Annotated in this window: 23 protein-coding genes; 17 read left to right on the plus strand and 6 right to left on the minus strand. The window is 70.6% G+C overall.

Annotated features, from left to right (window positions below; genetic code table 11):
- The first annotated feature begins 1 nt into the window (after position 1).
- Genes I847_RS0118605 through ilvA form a run of 3 tightly spaced genes read left to right on the plus strand, consistent with a single transcriptional unit; the run spans position 2 to position 3,692 of the window.
- Complete coding sequence (locus I847_RS0118605; protein WP_028050891.1) at positions 2 to 1,219, plus strand: cystathionine gamma-synthase; 1,218 nt, start codon at positions 2 to 4, stop codon at positions 1,217 to 1,219.
- Complete coding sequence (locus I847_RS24830; RefSeq protein WP_081681130.1) at positions 1,216 to 2,493, plus strand: AI-2E family transporter; 1,278 nt, start codon at positions 1,216 to 1,218, stop codon at positions 2,491 to 2,493. The genes I847_RS0118605 and I847_RS24830 overlap by 4 nt, the downstream gene beginning before the upstream one ends.
- Positions 2,490 to 3,692 (plus strand): threonine ammonia-lyase, encoded by a 1,203-nt coding sequence (gene ilvA / locus I847_RS0118615; RefSeq protein WP_028050892.1) that lies wholly within the window; start codon positions 2,490 to 2,492, stop codon positions 3,690 to 3,692. The genes I847_RS24830 and ilvA overlap by 4 nt, the downstream gene beginning before the upstream one ends.
- Positions 3,693 to 3,738: 46 nt before the next feature.
- On the opposite strand, the gene greA is transcribed toward ilvA, so the two are convergent.
- A complete protein-coding gene (gene greA / locus I847_RS0118620) occupies positions 3,739 to 4,224 on the minus strand; it encodes a transcription elongation factor GreA (RefSeq protein ID WP_028050893.1) in 486 nt (161 codons plus the stop codon).
- Between the two features lie 143 nt (positions 4,225 to 4,367).
- Positions 4,368 to 4,766 (minus strand): DUF4307 domain-containing protein, encoded by a 399-nt coding sequence (locus tag I847_RS0118625; RefSeq protein WP_231384285.1) that lies wholly within the window; start codon positions 4,764 to 4,766, stop codon positions 4,368 to 4,370.
- Between the two features lie 146 nt (positions 4,767 to 4,912).
- Here I847_RS0118625 and mca point away from each other — a divergent pair, with 146 nt between their 5' ends.
- The 3 genes from mca to I847_RS0118640 are packed head-to-tail and all read left to right on the plus strand — an operon-like array spanning position 4,913 to position 6,973.
- A complete protein-coding gene (gene mca, locus I847_RS0118630; protein WP_081681173.1) occupies positions 4,913 to 5,770 on the plus strand; it encodes a mycothiol conjugate amidase Mca in 858 nt (285 codons plus the stop codon).
- Positions 5,767 to 6,111, plus strand: coding sequence for a hypothetical protein (locus I847_RS24835; protein WP_034610893.1), 345 nt, complete (start codon positions 5,767 to 5,769; stop codon positions 6,109 to 6,111). The genes mca and I847_RS24835 overlap by 4 nt, the downstream gene beginning before the upstream one ends.
- A gap of 40 nt (positions 6,112 to 6,151) precedes the next feature.
- Positions 6,152 to 6,973: a carbon-nitrogen hydrolase family protein gene (locus I847_RS0118640; RefSeq protein ID WP_028050896.1), complete on the plus strand. Its 822-nt coding sequence runs from the start codon at positions 6,152 to 6,154 to the stop codon at positions 6,971 to 6,973.
- Between the two features lie 4 nt (positions 6,974 to 6,977).
- On the opposite strand, the gene I847_RS0118645 is transcribed toward I847_RS0118640, so the two are convergent.
- Positions 6,978 to 7,694 (minus strand): hemolysin III family protein, encoded by a 717-nt coding sequence (locus tag I847_RS0118645; protein WP_028050897.1) that lies wholly within the window; start codon positions 7,692 to 7,694, stop codon positions 6,978 to 6,980.
- Between the two features lie 204 nt (positions 7,695 to 7,898).
- On the opposite strand from I847_RS0118645, the gene I847_RS0118650 reads away from it, so the two are divergent.
- The 3 genes from I847_RS0118650 (at position 7,899) to I847_RS0118660 (ending at position 10,751) form a co-directional block, all read left to right on the plus strand.
- Positions 7,899 to 8,660 carry an isoprenyl transferase gene (locus I847_RS0118650; RefSeq protein ID WP_028050898.1) on the plus strand — a complete coding sequence of 254 codons (762 nt, stop codon included), beginning with the start codon at positions 7,899 to 7,901 and terminating at the stop codon, positions 8,658 to 8,660.
- Between the two features lie 350 nt (positions 8,661 to 9,010).
- The gene (locus I847_RS0118655; RefSeq protein WP_155856236.1) at positions 9,011 to 10,333 is read left to right on the plus strand and encodes a PhoH family protein; all 1,323 of its coding nucleotides are present in this window, start codon (positions 9,011 to 9,013) and stop codon (positions 10,331 to 10,333) included.
- A gap of 178 nt (positions 10,334 to 10,511) precedes the next feature.
- On the plus strand, positions 10,512 to 10,751 hold the full coding sequence (locus I847_RS0118660; RefSeq protein WP_028050900.1) for a TM2 domain-containing protein: 240 nt from the start codon (positions 10,512 to 10,514) through the stop codon (positions 10,749 to 10,751).
- Between the two features lie 176 nt (positions 10,752 to 10,927).
- Here I847_RS0118660 and I847_RS24840 read toward each other — a convergent pair whose 3' ends face one another.
- Entirely contained in the window at positions 10,928 to 11,419 is a 492-nt protein-coding gene (locus I847_RS24840) for a MarR family winged helix-turn-helix transcriptional regulator (RefSeq protein ID WP_051275062.1), read from the minus strand.
- A 58-nt stretch (positions 11,420 to 11,477) separates the two neighbouring features.
- Between I847_RS24840 and I847_RS0118670 the strand changes: the two genes are divergently transcribed.
- From I847_RS0118670 to I847_RS24845, 3 genes are all read left to right on the plus strand, one after another.
- A complete protein-coding gene (locus I847_RS0118670; protein ID WP_051275063.1) occupies positions 11,478 to 12,059 on the plus strand; it encodes a class I SAM-dependent methyltransferase in 582 nt (193 codons plus the stop codon).
- Positions 12,060 to 12,117: 58 nt separating this feature from the next.
- The gene (locus I847_RS0118675; RefSeq protein WP_231384286.1) at positions 12,118 to 12,747 is read left to right on the plus strand and encodes a PadR family transcriptional regulator; all 630 of its coding nucleotides are present in this window, start codon (positions 12,118 to 12,120) and stop codon (positions 12,745 to 12,747) included.
- Between the two features lie 64 nt (positions 12,748 to 12,811).
- Positions 12,812 to 14,458, plus strand: a complete 1,647-nt coding sequence (locus I847_RS24845) for a DHA2 family efflux MFS transporter permease subunit (protein ID WP_034610895.1) — start codon at positions 12,812 to 12,814, stop codon at positions 14,456 to 14,458.
- A 75-nt stretch (positions 14,459 to 14,533) separates the two neighbouring features.
- Here I847_RS24845 and I847_RS0118685 read toward each other — a convergent pair whose 3' ends face one another.
- Positions 14,534 to 15,928, minus strand: a complete 1,395-nt coding sequence (locus I847_RS0118685) for a class II fumarate hydratase (RefSeq protein ID WP_034610897.1) — start codon at positions 15,926 to 15,928, stop codon at positions 14,534 to 14,536.
- Between the two features lie 82 nt (positions 15,929 to 16,010).
- Here I847_RS0118685 and I847_RS24850 point away from each other — a divergent pair, with 82 nt between their 5' ends.
- Complete coding sequence (locus tag I847_RS24850; RefSeq protein ID WP_051275064.1) at positions 16,011 to 16,343, plus strand: DUF2087 domain-containing protein; 333 nt, start codon at positions 16,011 to 16,013, stop codon at positions 16,341 to 16,343.
- Between the two features lie 17 nt (positions 16,344 to 16,360).
- On the opposite strand, the gene I847_RS0118695 is transcribed toward I847_RS24850, so the two are convergent.
- Positions 16,361 to 16,993 carry a carbonic anhydrase gene (locus I847_RS0118695; protein ID WP_028050904.1) on the minus strand — a complete coding sequence of 211 codons (633 nt, stop codon included), beginning with the start codon at positions 16,991 to 16,993 and terminating at the stop codon, positions 16,361 to 16,363.
- 116 nt (positions 16,994 to 17,109) lie between these two features.
- Here I847_RS0118695 and I847_RS0118700 point away from each other — a divergent pair, with 116 nt between their 5' ends.
- Genes I847_RS0118700 through I847_RS0118715 form a run of 4 tightly spaced genes read left to right on the plus strand, consistent with a single transcriptional unit; the run spans position 17,110 to position 21,542 of the window.
- Positions 17,110 to 18,405, plus strand: a complete 1,296-nt coding sequence (locus tag I847_RS0118700; RefSeq protein WP_028050905.1) for an extracellular solute-binding protein — start codon at positions 17,110 to 17,112, stop codon at positions 18,403 to 18,405.
- Positions 18,402 to 19,397: a carbohydrate ABC transporter permease gene (locus I847_RS0118705; RefSeq protein ID WP_081681136.1), complete on the plus strand. Its 996-nt coding sequence runs from the start codon at positions 18,402 to 18,404 to the stop codon at positions 19,395 to 19,397. The genes I847_RS0118700 and I847_RS0118705 overlap by 4 nt, the downstream gene beginning before the upstream one ends.
- On the plus strand, positions 19,397 to 20,245 hold the full coding sequence (locus tag I847_RS0118710) for a carbohydrate ABC transporter permease (protein ID WP_028050907.1): 849 nt from the start codon (positions 19,397 to 19,399) through the stop codon (positions 20,243 to 20,245). The genes I847_RS0118705 and I847_RS0118710 overlap by 1 nt, the downstream gene beginning before the upstream one ends.
- Positions 20,246 to 20,282: 37 nt before the next feature.
- Positions 20,283 to 21,542, plus strand: a complete 1,260-nt coding sequence (locus I847_RS0118715) for an ABC transporter ATP-binding protein (protein WP_028050908.1) — start codon at positions 20,283 to 20,285, stop codon at positions 21,540 to 21,542.
- Positions 21,543 to 21,544: the final 2 nt, after the last annotated feature.

The following is a 21,544-nucleotide window of genomic DNA, read 5'->3' on the forward strand; positions in this document are numbered from 1 at the left end:
CGTGACCGACGACGCGCAGCTCCACGAGGACGACTGGTCGAAGGCGGGCTTCTCGACGAGGGCCATCCACGCTGGTCAGGACCCCGATCCGACGACGGGCGCCGTCGTGCCGCCCATCTACGCGACGTCGACCTACAAGCAGGACGGAGTCGGGGGCCTGCGCGGCGGGTTCGAGTACTCGCGGTCCGCCAACCCGACCCGCACCGCCCTCGAGTCCGCGCTCGCGGCCGCAGAGGGCGGTGCTGCCGGGTTCGCGTTCGCGTCGGGCCTCGCCGCGGAGGACACCCTGCTGCGGTCGACGCTGCGGCCAGGTGACCACGTCGTCGTCCCGAACGACGCCTACGGCGGCACCTACCGTCTGATCGCGCGCGTCTTCGGGCCCTGGGGGATCGACCACACCGCGGTGGACCTGTCCGATCCCGACGCCGTGCTGGCGGCCATCGAGCCGGGCCGCACCAAGGTGGTCTGGGTGGAGACGCCGACCAACCCGCTCCTCGGCATCGCGGACATCGCCGTGCTCTCCGCGCACGCACGGTCGGTCGGTGCCCTGCTCGTCGTCGACAACACCTTCGCGACGCCCTACCTTCAGCAGCCGCTCGCGCTCGGCGCGGACGTCGTCGTGCACTCGACCACCAAGTACGTCGGTGGGCACTCGGACGTCGTCGGCGGTGCGCTCGTGGTCGGGGACGGAGCGATGCTCCCCGTCGGGCTCGACGGTCCCCTCATCGACGCGGTGCGGTTCCACCAGAACGCGTCCGGGGCGGTCGCCGGCCCCTTCGACGCGTGGCTCACGCTCCGCGGGCTCAAGACGCTGGCGGTGCGGATGGACCGGCACTGCGCCAACGCGGCGGCGATCGCGGAGTTCCTGTCGACCCACGACGCGGTCACGTCGGTGATCTACCCCGGGCTGGCGTCACACCCGGGGCACGCGGTGGCCGCGAAGCAGATGACCGGGTTCGGCGGCATGATCTCGTTCCGCACGGGCTCGGAGGCGTCCGCGCTGGCGGTGTGCGCGGCGACGCGGGTGTTCACGCTCGCGGAGTCGCTCGGCGGGGTCGAGTCGCTCATCGAGCATCCGCACAAGATGACGCACGGGTCGGTCGCGGGTACGGCCCTCGAGGTACCCGACGACCTCGTACGCCTCTCCGTCGGCATCGAGGACGTCCAGGACCTGATCGCCGACCTCGCGGGCGCGCTCACGACGGGACGCCCCTCGTGACGCAGGTCCCGGCCACCAAGGCCCAACCCGTCCAGGCCACCAAGGGCCAGCCCGTCGGGGCCACCAAGGGCCAGCCCGTCCCGCCGTCCGTCCAGGCCGCCGCGAGCTGGTCGTGGCGCCTCCTGCTCATCGGTGCCGCGCTGGCGGTCCTGCTCTGGCTGCTGAACGAGCTCAAGGTCGTCGTCGTGCCGATCGCGGTGGCGCTGCTGCTGAGCGTGCTCCTGGCGCCGCTCGTCAACTGGCTCGACCGGCATACCCGACTGCCGCGGGTCGCCGCGGTCGCGATCGCGGTCGTCGGCATGGTGGCGCTCGTCGTGGGCCTGGTCACCCTGGCGGCGCGGTCGATCATCAAGGGGATCGGCGAGCTCTGGGACCAGGCCGCGCAAGGCATCGACCAGCTCACCACCTGGCTCGCGGACGGTCCGCTCGAGCTGACCACCGCGGACATCAACAAGTACGTCGAGAGCTTCCAGAAGTCGGCGAGCGGCGGCAGCTCCGAGCTGGTGTCGGGCGCCCTGCACGCGACGACGACCGTCGGGCACGTCGTGGCCGGCGTGCTCATCGCGCTGTTCTGCCTGTTCTTCTTCCTGCTCGACGGACGCACGATCTGGTCGTGGGTGGTCGGCCTGCTCCCGCGCGGCTCGCGTGAGCACGTGCACCAGGCCGGTCGCCGCGGCCTCGTGACGCTCGGGGCCTACACGCGCACGCAGATCCTGGTCGCCGCGGTCGACGCGCTGGGCATCGGCATCGGCGCCGCGATCCTGCAGGTGCCGCTCGCGCTGCCGCTGGCCGTCCTCGTGTTCCTCGGCTCGTTCGTGCCGATCGTCGGTGCCGTGGTCACCGGCTCCGTCGCCGTGCTCGTCGCGCTCGTGGCCAACGGCCCCGTCAACGCCCTGCTGATGCTGGCCGTCGTGCTGCTGGTGCAGCAGATCGAGGGTCACGGCCTGCAGCCGTTCCTCATGGGGCACGCGGTGTCGTTGCACCCCGTCGCGGTACTGCTGTCGGTGGCAGCCGGCTCGTTCGTCGCGGGGATCGTCGGCGCGCTGCTCGCCGTGCCCATCGTGGCGACGCTCAACACGGTCGTCCTGTACCTGCACGGTCACGACAAGTTCCCGTCGCTCGGTCGGGAGGACCACGTCCCCGTGCGCGGTCGTGGCCATCCCGTGCTCGATCGCGCCATCGCGCAGGTGGCCGAGGCCGAGATGGAGCACGAGGCGACGTTGGCCGAGGTGGAGGAGGCGGGTCCGGACACGGACGCACCCGATCCCCGATGACACGTCTGGCCGACGTGCGCGCCGCCGCCGAGCTGCTCGTCGGCGTCACCGACCAGACGCCCGTGCAGCTCAGCCGGGCCCTGTCGCACCTCGTCGGCACCGAGGTCTGGCTGAAGTGCGAGCACCTGCAGCGCACCGGCTCGTTCAAGCTGCGCGGCGCGTACGTGCGGATGGCGCGGCTGTCGGCGCAGGAGAAGTCCCGGGGCGTCGTGGCAGCCAGCGCGGGCAACCACGCGCAGGGTGTCGCGCTCGCCGCCCAGATGCTCGGCATCGAGTCCGTGGTGTTCATGCCCGTCGACGCGGCGCTGCCCAAGGTCGCGGCGACCCGCGAGTACGGCGCGCGCGTCGAGGCGGGCGGGACGAGCGTCGACGAGGCCCTGCAGCACGCGCGCGAGTACGCCGACCGCACGGGCGCGATCCTCATCCACCCGTTCGACCACGACGACGTCGTGGCCGGGCAGGGCACCATCGCGCTCGAGATCGTCGAGCAGGTACCCGACGTCGCGACCGTGCTCGTGCCGGTCGGCGGCGGCGGGCTCGCGGCCGGGGTCGTCGCCGCGCTCGCTGAGCTGCGCCCCTCGGTCCGGGTGATCGGCGTGCAGGCCGAGCGCGCTGCGGCGTACCCGGCGTCGCTGGCGGCCGGTCACCCCGTGCCGGCGTCCGAGATGCGCACCATGGCCGACGGCATCGCGGTGGGCGTCCCCGGGACCGTGCCGTTCGGCATCCTCGCCGAGCACCGGACCAGTGTGCGGACGGTGTCCGAGGAGGACATCTCGCGGGCGCTGCTGCTCGTCGCCGAGCGGGCCAAGATGCTCGTCGAGCCCTCGGGTGCGGCCGCCGTCGCCTCGCTCATGGCCGAGTCGAACGGTCTTGCGGGGCCGGTCGTGGCGATCCTGTCCGGCGGCAACATCGACCCGTTGGTGCTGATGCGGGTGGTCCGGCACGGGCTGGCGTCCGCCGGACGGTTCCTCCAGCTGAGGGTCCGTCTCGACGACACTCCGGGAGCCCTCGCGTCCCTGCTGCGCGACCTGGCCGCGACCGGCGCGAACGTCATGGACGTCTCGCACGCCCGCACGGGGGTGGAGCTCGCGATCGACGAGGTCGCCATCGAGGTGCAGGTCGAGACCAAGGGCCCGGCCCACTGCGCGGACGTCGTCGAGGCCCTGACGGTCGCCGGCTACCGCCTCACGGGCGCCTGAGCCGGCGCCGCTCCCCGAGAAGGGGGTGCGGCGCCGTGCGGCCGTCTCAGCCCGTGAAGGGCTTGGCGTCGGTGATCGCGACCGTGATCTCGCGACCGTTCGGCGCGAGGTAGCTGGTCGAGTCGCCGATCTTGGTGCCGTTGATCGCGGCGCCCAGCGGGGACGTGGGGGAGTAGACGTCGATGTCGGACGACCCGGCGATCTCGCGCGAGCCGAGCAGGAACACCATCTCGTCGCCGGCCACGACGGCCGTCACGACCATGCCGGGCTCGACGATCCCGTTGTCCTGCGGCGTGCCGATGTGCACGTTGCGCAGCTTCTCCTTGAGCTCACGGATGCGGGCTTCCTGCTTGCCCTGCTCCTCGCGTGCCGCGTGGTAGCCGCCGTTCTCCTTGAGGTCTCCCTCTTCCCGGGCGGCGGTGATGCGGGCGACGACCTCGGCGCGGCCGGGGCCCTCGAGGTGCGCGAGCTCCGCAGTGAGCCGGTCGTAGGCCTCCTGCGTCAGCCAGGTGGCTGCATTCGTTTCGGTCACGATCGCTCCTTTCACACGTGCGTGGGATGCCCCAGGGCCAGAGACAACAGAACCGCCTCGCGGTCGCGTCGACGAGCCGTGACGCCGGACCGGGGCGGCGTAGAAACGAACAGGATAGCAAGTCAGGTGAACACCAGTCCGGTTCAGGGGGTGATGTCGCACCGGTCGACGGTGCCGCTGACGGCCAGCTCGGTGGTCTGCACGGTCGCCGTCACGCGCTGGGTCCCCTCGTCGGCGGGACCGACGGTGACCATGCGGACCCCGACCTCGGCGTAGGCCTCGGACAGAGCGCGAACCTTGCACACGACGGTGTCCTCGCGCGGCTTCGTCACCTCGAACGTCACGTCGATCGCCTGCGGTCCCTGGACGTGGAAGCCGACGTCCTTCCAGGACACCGGCTGGCTGGCGACGTTCAGCGCGAGCCAGACGGCGACGCAGAGCCCGACCGCGCCGGCGGCGACGAGGCCGATACGTCGTCGACGGTGCGTGGAGGCGGTCGGCGACGGACCGTAGCGGCCGGGAGGCGGCTGCAGGACGGTCACGACGATCTCCTCGGTGCTCTGGTCTGGTCCGTGGCGCGACGACCCCGCCGCGTGCGCGATCATTGTCTCTCGTCCCACCACCCGCTCGCCGACGACCGGCGCGTGGACCTAGGAGGCCCGAGGTGACCGGAGAGCGGCTGCGCCTGATGGCGGTGCACGCCCATCCTGACGACGAGTCCAGCAAGGGCGCGGCGACCACGGCGAAGTACGCGGCCGAGGGTGTCGACGTGCTGGTCGTGTCCTGCACCGGCGGGGAGCGCGGCGACGTGCTGAACCCGAGCTACGGCGAGGTCCCCGGCGGGATCGAGGGCATGCAGGCCCTGCGCCGCGAGGAGATGGCCGCCGCGGCCGAGGCGCTCGGGGTTCAGCACCACTGGCTCGGCTTCGTGGACTCGGGTCTGCCTGAGGGCGACCCGCTGCCGCCCTTGCCGGACGGGTGCTTCGCCCTGGTCCCGCTCGAGGAGGCCGCAGCCCCGCTGGTCGAGCTGGTGCGCACGTTCAAGCCCCACGTGATCACGACGTACGACGAGAACGGCGGCTACCCGCACCCCGACCACATCCAGTGCCACAAGGTCTCGGTCGAGGCGTTCGAGGCGGCCGGTGACCCGGAGCGCTACGTCGGCCGCGGCGAGCCGTGGACACCGTCGAAGCTCTACTACAACGGTGGTTTCTCGCTGGTGCGCATGCGCGCGATCCACGAGGCGCTCCTCGAGGCGGGCCGCGAGTCGCCGTTCGGCGAGTGGATCGAGTCCCGTGAGTCCCGCCCGTGGCCGGAGCGCGAGGTGACGACGCGGATCGACGCGGGCGCCTACTTCGAGCAGCGGGACGCGGCTCTGCGGGCCCACGCCACGCAGATCGACCCGGACGGGTTCTTCTTCGCCATGCCGCGCGAGATCGAGCTGGTCCAGTGGCGCACCGAGGAGTACGAGCTGGCGCAGTCACGGGTGCCGACGAACATCCCGGAGGACGACCTGTTCGCCGGGCTGCGGGACGGCGCTGCGTGATCCGCCTCGTGTTCGAGCCGAGCCCGTCGCCGTCCGACCTGTCGATCGACGCGACCCACGGCGGCTCGCCGGGGTTCCTCGGGTTCGTCTTCACGTTCCTCGTGGCGCTCGCCGCGCTCTTCCTGTTCCTCTCGCTGACCAAGCAGATGCGTCGGGTCGACCGCAACGCGAAGCGGCTCGGACTCGTCGACGACGACGGTTTGCCGATCGACGACGACCGGCCTCACCTGGACGTCGGGATGATCGACGCCGGGGCCGCGGGGCCGGACTCGGAGGTCGACGCGGACCTGCCGGTCAGGTTCGACGAGCCGGGCGACGACGGGCCGGACCGGTCACGATGACCACCGGGGACCAGCGGGTGCGCGAGAGCGCGGGCGTGTCGTGAGCAAGCCGCCGGAGCGCCCCTGCGTCCGGGTCACGATCGCGCAGCTGGAGGTGGGCGCCGACCACGACACCAACCGCGAGATCGCCGGCGACGCGTTCAAGATCGCGGCCGGCCGGCGTTCGGACCTGCTGGTCCTGCCGGAGTACGCGTCGGGCTTCGACCCGCACGGGGTCGGACCGGAGCACGCGGAGCCCCTCGACGGCCCCTTCGTGACGATGCTGCGCGAGCGGGCCGCCAGGACGAAGGTCGCGGTGCTTGCGGGCACCACGCTCCCGGGTCCGGATCCGCAGCACGGCGTGAACGCGATCGTCGCGATCGACGGGTCGGGCACGGTGGTCGGCCTGTACCGCAAGGTGCACCTGTACGACGCGTTCGGGCACCGCGAGTCCGACCGTCTGGCGGCCGGCCCGGCCGACGCTCCGCCGCTGGTGCTCGAGGTGGGCGGCCTGTCGTTCGGGGTGATGACCTGCTACGACCTGCGCTTCCCGGAGTCGGCGCGCCGGCTGGTCGACGCGGGTGCCCGGGTCCTCGTGGTCCCGGCGGCGTGGGCCGACGGGGAGCTGAAGGCGATGCACTGGCGCGCGCTCGCCGTGGCGCGGGCGATCGAGAACACGGCCACCGTCGTCGGGGTGGGTCAGGCCGGCCGCGGGGTCGTGGGCCGGTCCCTGGTCGTCGGACCCGATGGTGTGGTGGGCCTGGAGTTCGACGAGCAGCCGAACATCCGCACGGTGGACATCGACGGTGACGTGATGGCTGCGGTTCGCGAGCGGAACCCGTCGCTGGCCAACCGGCGGTACACCGTCGTTCCGGTGGAGTAGCGCTTCAGGACGAGTACGAGGCCATCGACACGGCGATGTAGTGGCTGCCGTACCCGACGACGGTCAGCACGTGGAAGACCTCGTGGAACCCGAACCAGCGTGGGCTGGGGTTGGGCCACTTGGTGCCGTACACCGCGGCGCCGAGCGTGTAGGCCAGGCCGCCGAGGGCGATCCAGAACACGATCCAGGGTCCGCCCGCGCGGTAGAACGACGGGAAGAACCAGACGGCCACCCAGCCGAGGGCGACGTAGACCGGCACGTAGAACCACCGCGGCGCACCCAGCCAGAAGACGCGCGCGAGCACGCCGGCGAGTGCACCGGTCCAGACCACGATCAGCAGGACACGGGCGGTCGAGGTGGGCAGGAGCAGGACCGACAGCGGCGTGTAGGTCCCGGCGATGATCAGGAAGATGTTGGTGTGGTCGAGTCGTCGCAGGACGACTGCGGTCGTCGGTGACCAGTTCCCCCGGTGGTACAGGGCGCTGGTCCCGAACAGCATGATCGCGGTGAGGCCGAAGACGGCGCAGGACCACTTGGCGGTGGGTGTCGGGGAGAGCGCGACCAGGACGATCGACGCGACGACCACCAGCGGCGTGACGCCGAGGTGGATCCAGCCGCGCAGGTGAGGCTTGAGCTGCGCGGCAACCGCTTCGGTGAGCGACGACGCGGCTTCGGGGCCGGCTTCCGACGGGCCCGAGGCGGGCGCGGGGGAGGTGCTCATGGAGCTGATCTCGATTCGTCGGCCGTAAGTTACGACTGCGTAGGTTACGGCACCGTAGGTTGTGCTGTCGACCGACCTCGATCATGCCTCCGATCGACCCGGGACGGCGACGGTGCGAGCGAGTAGCGTGTGCGGGTCCGGCCGCGACGACGAACCCGGGCCGACGATGGACGAACAGCCGGATCTCTCACCGAAGGAACGCGCGTGCGCCTGCCCCACCCGCTCTACGGGCTGTACGAGCGACGGCTGGCAGCCTCGATCCCACCCGCGGGGATCCCGCGGCACGTCGGCGTCATCCTCGACGGCAACCGCCGGTGGGCGCGCAGCCAGGGCGGTTCGACGGCGCACGGCCACCGCGCGGGCGGCGACAAGATCGCGGACCTCCTGGAGTGGAGCGAGGACATCGGCGTCGAGGTCGTGACGCTCTGGCTGCTGTCGACGGACAACCTCGAGCGCTCGCCAGACGAGCTCGAGCCGCTGCTCGCGATCATCGAGGACGTCGTCGGAGAGCTCGCCGCCACCGGACGCTGGCGTGTCCAGGCCGTCGGGGCGCTCGACATGCTCCCGGACCACACGTCCAAGGCCCTCGTGGCCGCGCAGGACGCGACCGCGGGCATCGTCGGCCTGCACGTGAACGTCGCGGTGGGATACGGCGGCCGTCGCGAGATCGCCGACGCGGTGCGCGCGTTCCTGCGCGAGCATGCCGAGGCGGGCTCCAGCCTGGACGAGCTGGCCGAGGACTTCGACATGGAGCACATCGCCGAGCGGCTCTACACCAGGGGCCAGCCCGACCCGGAGCTCGTGATCCGCACGTCCGGTGAGCAGCGGCTCGGCGGCTTCCTGCTCTGGCAGAGCGCGCACTCCGAGTTCTACTTCTGCGAGGCGTACTGGCCGGACTTCCGCCGCATCGACTTCCTGCGGGCGGTCCGTGCGTACGCCGCGCGCGAGCGGCGACTGGGCCGCTAGCGCGAGCTGCTAGGTGAACACCGTGTGACGTTGTCGCGTGTCGGGCTGGACAGCGGTGATCGCGAGGTAGTTTCCGCCGTAGAGGACAGCGACCGTTGTCCCCGGGAGGCCAGCCCATGGAGCACTCGCTCCGGGAGGAGGGCCGGATCCGGCCCACCCTCTCCGGAGGGGCCGACCGCCCCCGTCCCGTCGCCGAACATCGGTGCGTGAATCTGCCCTGGGACGTGTCCCTGGAGCAGGTGGCCGGTCTTCGGTGCTCGTCTCGGCGCACCTAGCGCCAGAGGGAGCCTGCCGTGGTGAACAAGGCGCAGAACCACCCGAAGTCCGTCGAGGAGACGGACGGCCGCAGGATGCACGTGCTCGACACCTCCGTCCTCCTGTCCGACCCGCGGGCGATCCTGCGGTTCGCCGAGCATGACGTGGTCCTCCCGGTCGTCGTCATCACGGAGCTGGAGGCCAAGCGCCACCACGCCGAGCTCGGCTACTTCGCTCGTTCGGCGCTGCGGATGCTGGACGACCTGCGGATCGAGCACGGTCGGCTCGACGTCCCGATCCCGCTCAGCGACGAGGGCGGCACGCTCACGGTCGAGCTCAACCACACCGACCTGACGGTCCTGCCCGCCGGCTTCCGGCTCGGCGACAACGACACCAAGATCCTCGCGGTGGCGGCCAACCTCGCCGCGGAGGGGCATGACGTCACCGTCGTCTCCAAGGACCTGCCGATGCGGGTCAAGGCGTCCGCGTGCGGTCTGCGGGCCGAGGAGTACCGCGCCGAGCTGGCGGTCGACTCCGGCTGGACCGGGATGGACTCCCTCGACCTGGCCGAGAACCAGATGTCGGCGCTGTGGGAGCACGAGTCGATCGCTCTGGCTGACGTGGCCACCGGGTTCGCCCCCTCGTCGATGGCGTCGACGAACCCCAACGACCTGCCCTGTCACACCGGCCTGGTCCTGCACAGCCCGCGTGGGTCGGCCCTCGGCCGGGTGACCGCCGACAAGCACGTGCAGCTCGTCCGCGGTGACCGGGACGTGTTCGGCCTGCACGGCCGTTCGGCTGAGCAGCGGATCGCGATCGACCTCCTTCTCGACGAGGAGATCGGCATCGTCTCGCTCGGCGGCAGCGCCGGGACCGGCAAGTCCGCGCTCGCCCTGTGCGCCGGCCTCGAGGCCGTGCTCGAGCGTCGTCAGCACCGCAAGGTCATGGTCTTCCGGCCGCTGTACGCGGTGGGCGGCCAGGACCTGGGCTACCTGCCCGGTGGCGCCGACGAGAAGATGAACCCGTGGGCGCAGGCCGTGTTCGACACCCTGGGCGCGCTCGTGAGCAAGGAGGTCGTCGAGGAGATCATGGACCGCGACATCCTCGAGGTCCTGCCCCTGACCCACATCCGCGGGCGCTCGCTGCACGACGCGTTCGTGATCGTCGACGAGGCGCAGTCGCTCGAGCGGAACGTGCTCCTGACGGTCCTGTCCCGCATCGGGCAGAGCTCGCGCGTCGTGATGACCCACGACGTCGCGCAGCGCGACAACCTGCGCGTCGGCCGGCACGACGGGGTCGCGGCCGTGATCGAGGCCCTCAAGGGCCACCCGCTCTTCGCGCACGTGACCCTGACCCGGTCCGAGCGGTCGCCCGTCGCCGCACTGGTCACCGAGCTCCTCGAGGGCATCGAGGTCTGACGTCGAGACCGACGCCCGCGCCGCGCGTTGAAGGGCGCGGGCGTCCGGTTTGCCCGACCTCGAGGGTGAACTTCTCAGGTCGTCCGCGGTTCGGCCGCGCGGGGCGGCCCGGATCGCTAGGGTCGGTCGACCCCGGCGGCCCGATGGTTGGCCGTCGCCGAACTTGGAGGAACATCTCATGAGCGCTCCCGTCCCGACCGGGCCCGTCAGCCCGAAGCTGCTGCTGCCCGCCGTCCTGCTGTGCTTCTTCCTCGGCACGCTCGGCATCCACCGCTTCTACGTGGGCAAGGTCGGCACCGGGATCCTGATGATCGTCACGCTCGGTGGCCTGGGCTTCTGGGTCCTCATCGACTTCATCGTGCTGCTCATCGGCTCCTTCAAGGACAAGGAGGGGCTCACGCTCAAGCAGTGGACCTGATCCCCTGACGTTCGAACGGGCACCGACCTTCCCGGGTCGGTGCCCGTTCGCGTTCCTGGCCACCGCCCTGTGCCCCGGTCCACCGGCACGGTCTGATGTTCCGCTCAGGCGCTCAGGCGCTCAGGCGCTCAAGGCGCTCAGGCGCTCAGGCGGTCGGGCGCTGGGGAGCTGCGCGCTCAGGCGCTCGGGCCTCCGGTGTGGTGGCCCGGCCGTCCGTCGTCGAGCTCGCCCAGGACCCGGATCAGCCCGCCGAGCCCGACGGTCAGCGCCTCGCGCTCCTGCGGCGTCAACCGCGACAGCAGCAGGTCGTGCGTGGCACGCAGGTCCGCACCGACGCGCTCTGCCACCGCGGCGCCCTCGTCGGTCAGGCTCAGCCGGTAGACCCGTCGGTTGCCGTCGTCCCGTGCGCGCGTCAGCCAGCCGCGGCTCTCCAGGCCTGCCGCGAGCCGGCTGACGGTGCTCTTCTCCAGGCCGAGCCGGGTGGCGAGGTCTTGCTGCGACATGGTGCCTGCATCGGAGAGCTCGCCCAGCGCGAGCGACTCGGACACCGACACCGCGGTGCCTCCGAGGGAGTGCGGCCTGTGCGTCGGCTCGAGCAGCCCGGCGTTGCGGATGAGCTCCTGGAGGAATCGTCGAAGGTCGTCGTCGGGAAAGGTTGTGCCGTACAACTGTCGCGCCTACTCTCCAGGTAAGAGTTGTTGCCTACAACTATAGAGGAGATGCCTGATGGGAACGGTGAACCGCCACGCGCACGCCACGATGTTCGGGCTCGCGCGCCATCCCGAGCAGTACGAGCGCTCCGCCGGGCGCGTGGCAGGGAGACTGCACGCGCGAGCGGCACGGGATGTCGCCCAGCTCGGCCTGGCCGCCGGAGCGCGCGTCCTCGACGTGGGCACGGGGCCGGGCCTGCTGCCCCGCCTGATCGCCGACGCCTGTCCCGAGCTGCAGGTCGACGCGGTCGACCTCGCGCCGGAGATGATCGCCCGGGCGCAGGCTGTCGCCGGCGACCGCATCGCGTTCGCGGTTGCCGATGTCTGCGCGCTGCCGTTCCCCGACGCCACCTTCGACGTCGTCGTCTCCACGATCAGCCTGCACCACTGGGACGATCCGCCGACGGCTCTGCGGGAGGTCCGGCGGGTGCTGCGGCCCGGCGGTCGCGCCTGGATCTACGACGTGCGCTGGGTGGTGCGCCGCGCGGAGCGGGAGGCGATCGTCGTCGCCGGATCCTCGCTCGTGTCCTGCGAGAGCCCGCTGGTGGGTTCGTCCATGGTCAACCCGTTCGGCCGGCTCGTCGTCGTGCCGGCGTGACAGCGAGACCTCCCATAGGTATATTCCGATCGGAATAATCCGTCGGAAGGATGTAGCGGTGGCGATCGGTGAGCTCTCCGCGGCTGCTGTGCTGATCCTCGCGCTGCTCCACGAGGAGCCGATGCATCCGTACCAGGTGCACCACACCCTCGTGGAGCGCGGCGACACCCGCCTGGTCCGCGTCAACGCCGGCGCCGTCTACCACGGCATCGAGCGGCTGGAGAAGGAGGGCCTCGTCGAGGCCGCCGCGGTCGAGCGCTCCGGCAACCGGCCGGAGCGGACCATCTACCGGATCACCGACGCGGGCCGGTCGGCGTTCGCCGCACGTCTCACGTCGTTCCTGGGCGACGACCACCCGTCCTACCCGCTGTTCCCCGTCGGCCTCGCCGAGGCTCACGAGCTGGCGTCCGACGGGGTCGTCGCCGAGCTCACGCGACGCCACCACCGCGAGACCGCGCGGATGGACGCGCTCCGGCAGGCGCACGGCCGCCTGCGGACGCTGGGCCTGCCGCGGCGGTACCTGCTGGACGTCGAGCACGACCTGGCGATCCTGGCAGCGGAGGTCGCCTGGCTCGACCGCACGCTGCAGGAGCTGCGGGCGGACGAGCTCGAGTGGGGCCGGCCGTTCCCGCAGGAGCTCGCCGAGGCCCGCGCCGAGCTGAAGGCGTGTCAGACCCCCACGGCATAGTCGATACGTCGGCATCTCGAACGTCTTACCTACAGACCCGTTCCACCCGAACCAAGGAAGCCTCATGACCTCTGAGTCGCCCAAGGCGCTCGTCGACCTGCACGGGCGCAGCCCGTGGAGCATCCTGCCCGCGCTCTGCCTCGGCTTCTTCATGATCATGGTCGACACCACGATCGTGAACATCGCCATCCCCTCGCTGGTCACCGCCTTCGACGCCGACCTCACCGCGGTCGGGTGGGTGAACAGCGCCTACCTGCTCACGTTCGCCACGCTGCTGCTGGTCACCGGCCGACTCGGCGACCGCTTCGGTCCGCGCCCCATCTTCATGCTGGGCCTCCTCGTATTCACGCTCGCCTCCCTGGCGTGCGGCCTGTCCGGCACCATCGGGCTGCTCATAGCGGCCCGTGCCGTCCAGGGCATCGGGGCGGCACTCATGACGCCCCAGACCATGTCGCTGATCACGCGCGTGTTCCCGCCGCAGAAGCGCGGCGCGGCCCTCGGCATCTGGGGAGCCGTCGCGGGTGTCGCGACGATCGCTGGTCCGGTCCTCGGCGGGATCCTCGTCGAGTCGGCGGGGTGGCAGTGGATCTTCTACATCAACATCCCCGTCGCGGTGGTCGCCCTCTGGTTCGCGAGCACGCGTCTGCCCACCCTCCCCACCGCCAACCGGACCTTCGACGGCCTCGGCGTGCTCCTGTCCGTCGGCGGCATGTTCCTGCTCGTCTTCGGCATCCAGGAGGGTGCGACCTACGACTGGGGCACCATCACCGGTCCGATCACCGTCTGGCGCGTCATCGGCGCGGGCGTGCTCGTGCTCGTCGGGTTCGTCCTGTGGCAGCGCCACCTCAAGGCGGACGCGCTGCTGCCGCTGTCCCTGTTCCACAGCCGCAACTTCTCGCTGTCCAACGTCGCGGGCGCGGCGGTGACCTTCGGGCTCACCGGCATCTTCTTCCCCCTGACGCTGTTCCTGCAGGAAGTCCTCGGCCTCAGCCCGCTGCACGCCGCCCTGGTGGGGCTGCCTGGGTCGCTCGTCTCCGGGTTCGTCGCGCCGTTCGCCGGTCGCCTCTCCGACCGCGTGGCCGCCAAGTGGGTCGTTGCGACGGGGTTCCTGCTCGTGTCGGTCTCCGTGTTCCTGATGGCGATCGCGATCGTGCCCGACGTGGCGATCTGGCGGATCATGCTGCCGAACGTGCTGTTCGGCGTCGGCGTCGGTTGCCTGTTCTCGCCGTTGGCGTCGTTGGCCACCTCGGGGCTCGACCAGCGGACCGCAGGGGCAGGTGCCGGTGCGTTCAACACGACCCGGCAGATCGGCGGTGTCATCGGCTCCGCGGTGATCGTGGCCCTGCTGACCTCGCGCCTGGCGGCCACCATCCCGGCCGCAGCTCGCGAGCAGGCCGCGAACCTGCCCGAGGGCTTCCGGCAGAGCTTTATCGACGGGTTCGCCAACGCTGGCGGCGCGTTCGCCAACGGGTCGGCGGGCGGTGTCCAGCTTCCCGACTCCGTCCCGGCGGACGTCGCGGCGCAGATCCACGCAGCCGCTACCACGGCGGTGCACTCCGGGTTCGCGACCGCGGTGATGCAGACGATCATGGCCACGGTGGTCGTGCTCATGCTCGGGTTCGTCGCGAGCATCGCCATGAAGGGTGGTCGGACGCACCACGCAGCGTCCGCCGAGGCAGCACCGCCGGTCCCGGCGGCCAGCGCGGTCTGACGTACATCGACAAGCCCGGTCCTCGTACAGCAGGACCGGGGTTGTCGGTTGTGCGGGACAGCGTCGGCTGCGTGCTCAGCGGGGCGGGCGGGTCATGCTCAGCACATCGAGCGCGGAGTCGAGCTGCTCCTCGGTGACCTCGCCGCGCTCGACGAAGCCGAGGTCGATCACCGCCTGTCGCACCGTGATGCCCTGCTTCACCGAGTGCTTGGCGATCTTCGCCGCCGCCTCGTAGCCGATCACGCGGTTCAGCGGCGTGACGATCGACGGCGACGACTCGGCCAGCGCGCGGGCCCGCTCGACGTTGGCGACCAGACCGGCGACCGTCTTGTCCGCCAGCAGCCGGGACGCGTTGGCCAGGAGACGGATGGACTCCAGGACGCCCGCCGCGATCACCGGGATCTGCACGTTGAGCTCGAAGGAGCCGCTCGCCCCGGCCCACGCGACGGTGGCGTCGTTGCCGACCACCCGCGCCGCGACCATGAGGACCGCCTCCGGGATCACCGGGTTGACCTTGCCGGGCATGATCGACGAGCCGGGCTGCAGGTCGGGGATGGCGATCTCGCCGAGTCCGGTGTTCGGGCCGGAGCCCATCCACCGCAGGTCGTTGCAGATCTTGGTGAGGCTGATCGCGATCGTGCGCAGTGCCCCGGACAGCTCGACCAGTCCGTCGCGACCGCTCTGCGCCTCGAAGTGGTCCCGTGCCTCCGTCAGCGGCAGTCCGGTGTCCTCGCGGAGCAGCTCGATCACGCGTTGCGGGAAGCCGGCCGGCGTGTTGATGCCGGTGCCGACCGCGGTCCCGCCGAGCGGCACCTCGGCCGCGCGGGGGAGTGCCGACTCGAGCCGCTCGATGCCGTACCGGACCGCCGCCGCGTACCCGCCGAACTCCTGGCCCAGGGTGACCGGAGTGGCGTCCATGAGATGCGTCCGGCCGGACTTGACCACCTGCGCCCACTCGACGGACTTGGCCTCCAGGGCCTCCGCCAGGTGTGCGAGCGCGGGGACGAGGTCGCGGACCACACCGGCGGTCGCCGCGACGTGCACGGACGTCGGGAAGACGTCGTTCGAGGACTGCGACGCGTTCACGTGGTCGTTGGGGTGGACGTCGCGGCCGAGCCGTCGCGTCGCCAGCGTCGCGAGCACCTCGTTGGTGTTCATGTTCGAGCTGGTGCCCGAGCCGGTCTGGTAGATGTCGATCGGGAAGTCGCCGTCGTAGGCGCCGGCGGCGACGTCGTCGGCGGCTCCCACGATCGCCTCGGCAATCTCGGGCGACAGCACGCCCAGCTCGGCGTTCGCGCGGGCGGCAGCCTTCTTGATGCGGGCGAGCGCCTCGATGTGGCCGCGCTCGAGCCGGTCGCCGGAGATCGGGAAGTTCTCGACGGCGCGCTGGGTCTGTGCGCGGTAGAGGGCGTCGACCGGGACCCGGACCTCACCCATGGTGTCGTGCTCGATGCGGAACTCAGCAGTCATACGGCCATCCTGCCGCACCTCTGGGGTGACTCCGTGCGGTGTGACCAGGCGCGCACCGGGCACGAGCGGGCACGATCGATCCATGGCCCCAGCGATGGACGACCGGTGCCCGGCCGACCGGTTCCTCGACCACGGACGGTGGGTTCGCGCACCGCGGCGGAGCGCCGACAGGACTCTCGTCCTCGAGCACCTGGCCGCGCGGGTGCTCGCGCCCGGCGAGTGGCTGACCGAGGCCGAGGTGACTGACCGGATCGCGCCGCTCACGGACGACCCGGTGCGACTTCGTCGGGACCTGGTGGAAGCAGGGCTGCTCGGCCGACGAGCGGACGGTTCGACGTACTGGCGCGAGCGCCAGACCGCGCACGACGACGAGCGGGGCGCGCTGCCGAGCCCTGACGACGTGTGGTGGCCCTGAGGGCTCCCGGGGCCGCCTCAGACGGAGCCGACAGCCTCCGTCAGGTGGACCGTGCCGTCGGCCAGCGTGTACTCCAGGCCGACGATCGCGACCTGCCCCTTGTCGACCGACTCGGCGAGCGAGCGCGAGTAGCCCTGGAGCATGCGCACGGTGTGCCGGACGTGCTCGTGACCGAGAACGGCCGGGTCGAGCGAGGCCACGGCGCCGGACCCGCCGAGGTTGACGATGCTCGGGATGACGCGGTCGACGATGGCGCGCACGAAGCCGGTGGGCAGCTCGCCGGTCGTGAGCGCAGCGGTCGCCGCCGCGACCGCGCCGCAGCTGTCGTGGCCCAGGACGACGACGAGCGACGCGCCGAGCACGTCCACGCCGTACTCGATCGAGCCGATGACGGTCGTGTCGAGCACGTGCCCCGCCGTGCGGACCACGAACACGTCGCCGAGTCCCTGGTCGAAGATGATCTCGGCGGCCACCCGTGAGTCCGAGCAGCCGAAGATCACCGCGAAGGGGTGCTGTGCGCTGCTCACCTCTGCACGATGGTCCACCCCCTGCGACGGGTGCTGCATCTCTCCGCGGACGAATCGGTCGTTGCCTTCGCGCAGTGCGGACCAGGCTTCGGCGGGCGTGGTGGGTCGAGTCACGTGGGCCATATTCGCAGGTCCTGGTGACGAGATGCCAAACGGATCGGACATCTGGGGTGGCGCCGACGGTCGCGAAGGAGTACCCAAGGTTATGAGGCGCTGCGGCCTCGGTACGGAGGACTCTCGTGCGACGACGTTCACGGGCTCTCGCCCTCGTCGTGGGGTTCGCGGTTGCGGCTCCGCTCGCTGCGTGTGCGAGCGAGGGATCCGGTCCGCCGACACTCACCTGGTACATCAATCCCGACGACGGCGGCCAGGCGACGATCGCCAAGCAGTGCACGGAGTCGTCGGGAGGCGCTTACAGCCTCGAGGTCTCGGTCCTGCCACGCGACGCCAGCGCCCAGCGCGAGCAGCTGGCCCGACGGCTCGCGGCCTCGGACTCGTCGATCGACATCATGAGCCTGGACCCGCCGTTCATCCCCGAGATGGCCGAGCCCGGGTTCCTGGCGCCGGTGCCGGACGACGTGGCCGAGAAGGTCACGCAGAACGTGGTCGCCGGTGCCCTGGCGGGAGCGAAGTGGCACGACAAGCTCGTCACCGTCCCGTTCTGGGCGAACACCCAGCTCCTCTGGTACCGCAAGAGCGTGGCGACGGCGGCGGGCCTCGACCCGGCGAAGACCCCCGTGACGTGGGACCAGATCATCACGGCGGCCAAGGACCAGGGCAAGTACCTGGGCGTCCAGGGCACCAAGGCCGAGTCGCTCACGGTCTGGATCAACGCCCTGATCGCGTCGGGCGGCGGGGAGATCATCCAGAACCCGGAAGCCCCCGCCGAGGACATCAAGCTCGGGCTCGACTCGCCTGCCGGCAAGGCCGCCGCGACGATCATGGGCACGATCGGCCGCGACGGTACCGGTGGTCCCGCGCTGCCGACGGAGGACGAGGGCGGCTCGCTCAGCATCTTCCAGGGTGACAAGGGCTCGTTCATGGTCAACTGGCCGTTCGTCTGGTCGGCCACGAAGGCCGGCGTCGAGGACGGCACGTTCCCGCAGTCCTTGCTCGACGACTTCGGCTGGGCCCTCTACCCCCGCGTGGACGCGGCGCAGGAGACGGCGCCTCCGTACGGCGGCATCAACCTCGGCGTCGGCGCCTTCAGCAAGCACGTCGACCTCGCCTACCAGGCCGCGGAGTGCATCGTCACCCCGGAGCACCAGGCGCAGTACTTCGCGACGAACGGCAACCCGCCGTCCAACACCACGTCGTACGACGACCCAGCGGTGAAGGAGGCGTTCCCCATGGCGGACGTCATCCGGCAGTCGCTCGAGCTCGCCGTGCCGCGGCCGCAGACGCCGTACTACAACGAGGTGTCCTCCGGGCTGCAGCAGACGTGGCACCCGCCGAGCTCGGTCAAGCCCGAGACGACGCCCAAGGAGTCGAACGATCTGATCACCGCTGTGCTTCGAGGGGAGCAGCTGCTATGACCACAGCGTCGGCCGGAGCGGGCGCGGTCCAGGCCCAGGTGCCCGGCGGACCGGCCCCGGACCTACGGGACGCGGCCGCCAGAGCCGGGCGGAGCGACCGGGCGAAGTCCGAGGCGCGACTCGGCTGGCTGCTCGCCGGCCCCGCGTTCGTCGTCATGCTCGCGGTGACGCTGTACCCGATCATCCAGGCCTTCATCGACTCGCTGTACCACTACCGCCTCACCGCGCCGGAGGACAAGCGCTGGGCCGGCCTGAGCAACTACATCGTGGTGCTCAGCGACCCGGTGTTCTTGCAGGCGCTGCTCGTCACGCTCTTCATCACGGTCGTCACCGTCGTGATCGAGCTGTTCTTCGGCTTCGCGCTCGCGCTCGTCATGCACCGCGCGATCAAGAGCCTGCGTGGCCTGCTCCGCACGGCGATCCTCGTGCCCTACGGGATCATCACGGTCGTCTCGGCCTTCGCGTGGTTCTACGCGTTCGACATCAACTCGGGGTACATCAACCACTGGTTCAACTGGGTGCCCGGCATCAGCGAGGACCTCAACTGGTTCGCCTCGCAGGGCACCAGCCTGTTCGTCATCATCTGCTCGGAGGTCTGGAAGACGACCCCGTTCATCTCGCTCCTCCTGCTCGCCGGCCTCTCTCAGGTGCCGACGGAGCTCGAGGAAGCGGCTGAGGTCGACGGCGCCACGTGGTGGCAGCGGCTGACCCGCGTGGTCCTGCCCAACATGAAGGCCGCGATCATGGTCGCCGTGCTGTTCCGAGCACTCGACGCGTTCCGCATCTTCGACAACGTGTTCATCATGACCAACGGCGCCAACGGCACCGAGGTGCTGTCGCTCCTGGCCTACCGGACGTCCATCGGACGGCTCGAGATCGGCCTCGGCTCGGCCATCTCCGTCATCTTGTTCCTGTGCGTCATCCTCATCTGCTTCGTCGCCATCAAGCTCTTCAAGGTCGATCTAGCCGGCGGCTCGAGGGGGGCAAGCTGATGAAGCAGCTGTCGACGCGGGCCAAGTGGGCCTGGGCATTCATCACGATCGTCGTCATCGTCTACGCGCTGCTGCCGGTGCTGTCGATCTTCGCGACGTCGTTCAAGCTGCCGAGCCAGCTGAACCTGGGCACGTTCTGGCCGAAGACCTGGACCTGGACCAACTACGAGGAGATCCTCAGCCCGAACGGGTCGGCGCAGACCCTGTTCCTGTCGTCGCTGCGCAACTCCGTCGGCATCTGCCTGATCGCCACCGCCATCGCCGTCGTCCTGGCGACGCTCGCGGCCTACGCGATCGCCCGGCTCGACTTCCCGGGCAAGCGGATCGTCCTGCTCACCGCGCTCGGGGTCTCGGTCTTTCCCGTGGTCTCGATCGTCACCCCGCTGTTCAACCTGTGGCGCCAGATCGGGCTCTACGACACCTGGCTCGGCCTGATCATCCCGTACCTGTCACTGACGCTGCCGATCTCCATCTGGACCCTCGCGGCGTTCTTCCGGCAGATCCCGTGGGAGCTCGAGCAGGCGGCCCAGGTGGACGGCGCGACGACGTGGCAGGCGTTCCGCAAGGCGATCGTGCCGCTCGCCGCACCGGGCGTCTTCACGACCGCACTGATCGCCTTCTTCATCGCGTGGAACGACTTCGTCTACGGCATCTCGCTCACCTCGACCGACGCGGCCCGACCGGTCCCGGCAGCGTTGGCGTTCTTCACCGGCGCCTCGCAGTTCGAGGAGCCGACGGGGTCCATCTCCGCCGCGGCCATCATCGTGACCATTCCGGTGGTCATCCTCGTCCTGCTCTTCCAGCGCCAGATCGTGTCCGGCCTGACCCAGGGCGCCGTCAAGGGCTGACGCCCGACGACGCCGCCCGTCCCACGAAGGAGATCCCATGGCCGCCATCACCATGAAGGATATCGTCAAGCAGTACGGCGACGGCTTCCTCGCCGTGAAGGGCGTCAGCCTTGACATCGCCGACGGCGAGTTCGTCATCCTCGTCGGCCCGTCAGGCTGCGGGAAGTCGACGCTGCTGCGCATGATCGTCGGCCTCGAGGACATCACCGCGGGCGAGATGACCATCGGTGGCAAGCGCGTGAACGAGAAGGCCCCGCGAGACCGCAAGCTCGCGATGGTGTTCCAGAACTACGCCCTCTACCCACACCTGACCGTCTTCGAGAACATCGCCTTCCCGCTGCGGCTGCAGAAGGGCAAGTTCACCGAGGCGCAGATCAAGGAGAAGGTCGAGTTCGCGGCCCGGACCCTCGAGCTGCAGGACCACCTGGACCGCAAGCCCGCCAACCTCTCCGGCGGTCAGCGGCAACGCGTCGCGATGGGTCGCGCGATCGTCCGGGACGCCGAGGCGTTCCTCTTCGACGAGCCACTGTCCAACCTGGACGCCAAGCTGCGTGGCCAGATGCGCACCGAGATCGCCCGCATGCAGCGCAAGATGGGCACCACCACCGTCTACGTCACGCACGACCAGACCGAGGCGATGACGCTGGGCGACCGGGTCGCCGTGCTCCGCAAGGGCGAGCTGCAGCAGGTGGCCAGCCCCCGCGGCCTGTACGAGCAGCCCAGGAACCTGTTCGTCGCCGGGTTCATCGGCTCGCCGCCCATGAACTTCCTCCCCGGTGAGGTGGTGGACGGGCGCTCCCTGCGGCTTCCCTTCGCCGACATCCCGCTGACGCCGGAGCTGTCGGCCAAGCTGCGCGGGAAGAGCCTCGTGATCGTCGGCCTGCGCCCCGAGCACTTCGAGGACGCGGCGCTCCTCGAGCCCGCCAAGCGCAGCCAGGGCGTGGAGTTCGCCGCACCCATCGACGTCACTGAGTGGCTGGGATCCGAGCTGTACGCCTACATCCCGTTCGACACCAACCCCGATGTGGCGGGCAAGCTCGAGGAGCTCGACCGCGACCTCGACGGCGAAGGGCTGCGCACCCAGCTGATCGTCGCGCTCGACTCCGAGAGCAAGATCCGTGACGGAGACCAGGCACCCCTCTGGTTCGACCCCGCGCGCGCCATGATCTTCGACCCGGAGTCCGGCGAGAACCTCACCTGGAACGCCGACGCGGCGCGCCGGATCGACGAGGAGAACGAAGCCGACCGCAAGGCCTCCCTGGAGCGAGCACACGCGCGCGAGGCGGCGAGCGCGTAGGC

The sequence above is a fragment of the Cellulomonas sp. URHD0024 genome, from assembly GCF_000426185.1.
GTDB lineage: Bacteria > Actinomycetota > Actinomycetes > Actinomycetales > Cellulomonadaceae > Cellulomonas.